Source organism: Clostridioides sp. ZZV14-6345 (genome assembly GCF_020657775.1).
Classification (GTDB): Bacteria; Bacillota; Clostridia; order Peptostreptococcales; family Peptostreptococcaceae; genus Clostridioides; species Clostridioides difficile_D.
Window position 1 is genome coordinate 21,097 of record NZ_JAGWCX010000057.1, and the last position, 6,121, is coordinate 27,217.

The window sequence follows — 6,121 nt, forward strand, 5'->3', positions numbered from 1 at the left end:
AATCAGCTGAATAGTATTTCAGGTGATTCTTAACTTTAGCTTAACATTTCACAAAATAGATTTCATACCATATTAGGAATGTATAAATTGTCCAAATCTTTCTCCAATTATCGGAGTTCCCAGCAATATAGTCATCAAAAATCGCATTAATCTCATCTATGTTAAAGAATTTTTCTGCCATTTCACTGTTGAATTTATCTCGTATATCCTGGTTATACTTCTCATCAGCCATCCATACACGAATTGGTACAATAAATCCCAACTTATTCCTGAAAGCAATCTCTTCTGGCAATACTTTTTTTGCAGCTGTACGGAAGGCAATTTTGTTCTGTTCTTCTTTTACTTTATATTCTGACGGCATCCTTGATGCAATATCAAAGATTCTTGTATCTGTAAGAGGCATTCTGATTTCCAATCCAACTGCAGTACTCATTTTATCTACATTTAAATAGATATCTCCTTCCAACCATATCTGAATATCTACATTTGACATGTTTGTAAATGCGTCCAGTTCTTCTGTTTCTTCATAAATTCTTTTCACCAGTTCAATCGGAAGTACATCAGGGTTGTATTTCTTAAGAATTTTTTGTTTCTCATCTTCATTCATAATATTCGTATTGCCAATATAAAATGTATTCAGATTCTCTCCATAACATTCTGCCTTATGGTACACATTATATCCACCAAAGAACTCATCTGCTCCTTCTCCAGAGTAACAAATCTTCGTGCGTTTAGCTACTGCCTTGCATCCAATTGCAAAAACAATAGCAGACGCATCCCCAATTGGCTGCTCCATATGGTACATCACATAAGGTACTGTCGAAAAATACTCTTCAGGTGTAATTATATGTCTGGAATTCCTACGTCCAAGAATATTAGCTGTCTGATTTGCTAATTTTGATTCATCAAACCACTCTTCCTCATAACCACATGAATCTGTTGTTTCTGTATCTGACATTGCCAGAATATAAGATGAGTCAACACCTCCTGACAGGAATAAACCTGCAGTCTCATCCTCTGATTTTACTTCTAGCATAATCGTCTGAAATGTTGTATGAATTTCATTTGACCATTCCTTAAGAGACTTGCTGTAATCAGGGTGAAACTCAGGCTTCCAATAACGTTCAATACTTACTGTTCTACCTTGCCATACAAGATAATGTCCTGGCATAAGCTTCCTCAATCCATGAAAGAATGTATTTTCACCAGCCACATATGTAAAAGTCATATATATCTGCAACATTTCTTCATTAAGCTCTTTCACAAATCCTGGCTGTTCCATAATTTTACGAATAGATGAACCATAGAGAAGCTCTCCATTTGCTGTCTCATAATAATAGAAAGGCTTCGCCCCAAACTGATCTCTTAAACAGAATAGTTTCCTTTCCTCATCATCCCATAATGCAAAGGCAAACATGCCATGTATGTGATTTGCCATATCATCTCTCCAGGTCTTATATGCTTTCACTAAAATTTCTCGTTCGCGTTCCTCTCTGGATAATGAAGAGTCGATTCCAAGTTCCTCACAGAGAACTTTCCAGTTTCGAATATGTCCACTGTATTCTAGAATTTTTATTGTATGTGTGTCTTTTCGTGTTGAATACTTCTCTTCTAAATTTATCATATGTATATCCTCTCGTATTAAAAACATTTAACGTCTAAATTTATTGGATGTTTATATATATTTATTCACTTATAATCCTTGAAAAATCCATTGTTTTCAAAGCAACTTCTTTTTGAATTAGTACCAATATGCTCTTTCTTAAAGTCGCCAATATAATTAGCAACTATTATCAGTGTTATAATTAAATTTTTTGTTATTCATAAGTATTGTCCTCCTTTATATTATCAGCTAAATACAGTATATCTTATGTTACTTACATATTCTTTAAGAAATTCTAACGATTTTATGAATTTTATGTAATATAGTTAATTAAAAGCAATGTTATGGTTATAAGACATATTTTCTATTAAACAAAAAATAGTTAAAATAAATTCATAATTACATAAACTTATTTTAACTATTTACATATTTTAGTTATAAATATTGACTTAAATTTTTAATCTGTAATTCACTCTATCGCTTAACTCGTGCAATATGTACAACCAAGAAAGCTATTTCCTCATTGGTTAACTTTTCCCATATTTCTTTTCTAAAAAATCTCGAACTTTTAGTCCAATTGACATCTCTTTTGGATTTGATATTTTCATTTGATTAAATAATAAATCATCCCTACTGCTTAACATACTATCTGTAAAAAATCTTTCCACAAAAAATTTTATGTGTGTTATAAACCTCATATGATTGTAAAAATATGACTAACAAAAGTAGTAAAAACAATGAATTTAGACTGTTTATTGGAGTAACAAGAGAAACTTCACCAGTTGCTAAAGATGTCACATATGCTACTGAACCAATTGAATAAACTAAGCTACTTATATAATATGGTATTAAAAAAGACCAATCACTAACTCTATCCATTATACTAAATGGCAGTAAACATACCCCTTCTATGAAGAAAATAAAAATGACGAAGCTATATTTTTATAAATATCTCCTTCTTCATCACCCAATAATCTTACAACTACTCTTTCAAAAGCTAATAGCACTACTCTAATTAATAATGCAAAATAAGATAATATCATTTTTGACCTCACTTAAAAATTAATCTGACTTATTGTTATATTGATTGTACAAAACTACCATATAGGTAAATCTTTTGGATTTTTTAATATTTTATGCTTAAATACAGGTATATTAAGTTTTTCACCTAACTTACAATATTGCTCCTTATAAGTCCCTTTTAATTTATCATGAAAAACTATACCATCAATTCTACCTTCAATACTATTTACACACTTTTCTAATTTCTCAAATCCAGATTCATCATCATACATCCCACTTACAATCCATTGATTTGGCAGTACATGTCCAATTGATACATTGTATTCTTTATTTTTTATAATATTCGCAAAAGATTTCTCAAAATGTACTCCTCCTACACATAGTAAAGTTTTTAAAGGTTCATCACTATCAAATACTCTAACCAGTGATTTTGCCAATACTTGTATTGCTATCTTATTATTAAAACTATCACTACTACTTCCTATCTCAATATCTAACATAGGTACAGAATATTCTGTAATTAATTTCGATTCTCCACCATATGTTGTTCCAGACCAGTGGGTTGCTTCTGTTAATGTAGTAAATCTTTTGTTTTTACAAACTGAAATAAGTTATTATTTTTATCTTCAAGTTCTAATACAAAACTATCATCAATAACAACATCTGTTTGCCTTAAATCCATTATTTTCTCAAAACAATTCATCACATTATTAGCTACTAGGTCTTTCTTCAAATCATTGCAAAAGAAAAAAACTGCTTTTTTGTTATTCATCTATAAATCACACTCCTATTATTTAAATATAATATATTCTCATACCTAAACTCATCTAAGTTGAGCAATCTTATCTAAGCTAAGATGTTTTTCTTTCCTTATCTTTTTTAAGTTCTCAGCAATTATTTCATTTAAACTTTGCATAAATTCCCCCTAATATACTTAATAAAAACAATTTATTTTGATTATTTAATAGATTTAGTAACTTAATATAACCTTTTTATCCACTATACTGTACATTATGTTTAATATACATTACTTTTTTAGGAATATAAATAGTTTTCTTAAATTTTGTGAAAATGGACAAATAAAAACTAGCAACCTATATTTTTATAAGGCTACTAGCTTTTATTATCATAAGATTCCATTTTAACTGTAAAACTTAGATGCACCTATAAGCTGTCTCTTAGAAACAATCTTAGCTAAGTTTGCTAATGAAGAAATTTTTATATCTTTAAAAGAGACTAAAAATACAAACTTAAAATCAGTAAATTCTTGATTTATGTTGTATATATCAAAATAACATCTCAAATTATCAAATAAGTAATTTTCTTGCAAATCAGCTTCTATCTCATCAGTAGCATCTTTTAGATACGCTCTTACATCTTCAAATAAAACATTAAAATAAGACTCATCTATTTCTTCACCTAATTCTTCCAATATTTCTTCTATATCTAAATCATCCATATCAAAAGAATTTCCTGTTAACTGACAATCAAATACCAATATATTTTCTTGATTTATAGTATTTGATATATCTTGTACATATTCAAAATCTGGACGCAATTCTAAAATATCTTTTATTTCACTGCTCTTTACATGAATTTTTCCTTTTCTATTTTCAAGTTTTAAATCTATCATATGCTCCCCCTTTCAATTTACTAATATTTTAAACACTTTGTTTTATAATCTTTTTAATATCTATCCAATTATTAACTCTAACTATATTTTGATGTTTAACATATTTATTATAGTTAGTGTCCAAAAGTATTACTTTAACACCCTCATCAGCTAGTTGTACTGAGTTTAAAGGATTATCTTCTATAAATATGTCACAACTCAGTTCTCTTGCCTTTTCAACTTTATAATCACTTCCTAATAAGTAAACATCTATATCTGAAAATCCATGTCTTAAAAGCCAATTTTTAGTTACATCAGTTAAACACTCATGTCTAGCCGTTACAAAAGATAAATTATGCCCTTTAGATAATTCGCTAATTACTTCCGTAGCTCCCTCTACAATCTTTGCTTCATCATAGGAATGTCTATACTTATTGTTAAACTCTGCATATACATCTCTTATTCCTGAACCATATAATTCTTCCCAATTATGGGTAACACACTCTACTTCAGTTATATTTTTATTAAAAATATCATTTAGATATGGAAGAAAATGATAAGGGCTTGTTATTGTTCCATCTATATCAATACATATATTTAATTTGTTCATTTATACCTCCATGTAACATTTATTGATTTGATTAATCAAATATTATAACACAGCTTTAATTATAAATCAAAACTCTAGATATGACTATACCTATATAATACCAAAAAGCTTGCATATTTAAGCAAGCTTTTCGTAAATTTTACATTTTTAACTAATATATAAGTTTTTCTAAGGTTGGTTCCACTCCAAATTGTGCTTTTAGCTCTTTATACTCTCTTAATGCTTTATCATTATTTGCTTTAGTTTTTATTGCTCTTATCATTAAATTTTTTGGTGTATCAAGTGGAGATATGTATTCTACCACAGAAGTATCATATCCGTTGCCTTCTAATAACAAAGTTCTTAGACCATCAGTTATTAAATCTGCAAATCTAGCTTTAAATACTCCATGTTTTAATATTGGCTCCATAGCTTCATATCTATATTGCCCTAATAGTTCTTTATGGCAACAGGGTACTACTACTATAGCTTCAGATTTTGCTCTAATTCCTAGACCTATTGCCATATCTGTCGCTGTATCACAAGCATGTAAACTTATCACAAGGTCAACATCTCTATTAGGTGTATAATTAGTTAAGTCCTCTTTTATAAATGACATATTTTTATAACCTAAGTTTTTAGCCATATTTCTTGATGCTTCTATAACTACATCTGAATAATCTATACCTATAAAATAACAGTTTTTCTTTAATACTTCTTTTATATAAAAGTTTAAAACAAAACTTAGATAAGATTTTCCACAGGCACAATCCAAGATAGTTATACAATCTTTATCCTGTATTTCTTTTAAGATATTATCTATCAATTCAACAAAATGGTCTATCTGATTGTATTTTCTTATTTTATCATTTTTTATTTTGCCATCTTTTGTAAGTACTCCAATTTCTTTTAAAAGCGCATTTGCCTGTCCTACTTTTACATAATAATCTCTGTTTTTTATTTGAGATGCTGTAAATTCGTCTATTTTAGGGACTTCTTCTTTATTGTCTAGATATTTTACATTTACTTTCTTATTGTCTCCTTCAATTACAACAATAGTTCCTCGCTCAACATATTTAAACACTAATCCATCATAGTTTTCTGCTTCTTTAGAAATATTCTTAAGCAATTCATTAAATGTATATAAATCTGATTTCCCTTTAAAATTAAATTTATACTTATTATCTTCCTCTATCGCAATTCCCTTAAACTCTTTTCTTCCAGATTTAAAAATCACTTCTAACTCAATAAAAAAATCCCTATTCTGAACCTCCCATGACTAAAGTCACAGGGT

Annotated in this window: 8 protein-coding genes; all 8 read right to left on the reverse strand. The window is 28.7% G+C overall.

From position 1 onward, the window contains the following. Positions 1 to 40: 40 nt before the first annotated feature. Entirely contained in the window at positions 41 to 1,624 is a 1,584-nt protein-coding gene (gene asnB, locus KGF39_RS14450; protein WP_227822837.1) for an asparagine synthase (glutamine-hydrolyzing), read from the reverse strand. Positions 1,625 to 2,130: 506 nt separating this feature from the next. Next, positions 2,131 to 2,271, reverse strand: coding sequence for a hypothetical protein (locus tag KGF39_RS14455; protein ID WP_308463839.1), 141 nt, complete (start codon positions 2,269 to 2,271; stop codon positions 2,131 to 2,133). A gap of 240 nt (positions 2,272 to 2,511) precedes the next feature. Beyond that, a complete protein-coding gene (locus KGF39_RS19955) occupies positions 2,512 to 2,646 on the reverse strand; it encodes a hypothetical protein (protein ID WP_255643456.1) in 135 nt (44 codons plus the stop codon). A gap of 54 nt (positions 2,647 to 2,700) precedes the next feature. Beyond that, entirely contained in the window at positions 2,701 to 3,234 is a 534-nt protein-coding gene (locus tag KGF39_RS14460; RefSeq protein WP_227822842.1) for a D-aminoacyl-tRNA deacylase, read from the reverse strand. After that, positions 3,198 to 3,398, reverse strand: coding sequence for a hypothetical protein (locus KGF39_RS14465; RefSeq protein ID WP_227822839.1), 201 nt, complete (start codon positions 3,396 to 3,398; stop codon positions 3,198 to 3,200). Before KGF39_RS14465 ends, KGF39_RS14460 begins: the two co-directional genes overlap by 37 nt. A 369-nt stretch (positions 3,399 to 3,767) precedes the next feature. Continuing rightward, positions 3,768 to 4,259 carry a hypothetical protein gene (locus KGF39_RS14470; protein ID WP_054272357.1) on the reverse strand — a complete coding sequence of 164 codons (492 nt, stop codon included), beginning with the start codon at positions 4,257 to 4,259 and terminating at the stop codon, positions 3,768 to 3,770. Positions 4,260 to 4,287: 28 nt separating this feature from the next. Beyond that, complete coding sequence (locus KGF39_RS14475; protein WP_227822840.1) at positions 4,288 to 4,848, reverse strand: 5' nucleotidase, NT5C type; 561 nt, start codon at positions 4,846 to 4,848, stop codon at positions 4,288 to 4,290. A gap of 151 nt (positions 4,849 to 4,999) precedes the next feature. After that, the gene (locus KGF39_RS14480) at positions 5,000 to 6,064 is read right to left on the reverse strand and encodes a class I SAM-dependent methyltransferase (RefSeq protein WP_227822841.1); all 1,065 of its coding nucleotides are present in this window, start codon (positions 6,062 to 6,064) and stop codon (positions 5,000 to 5,002) included. Between the last annotated feature and the right edge of the window lie 57 nt (positions 6,065 to 6,121).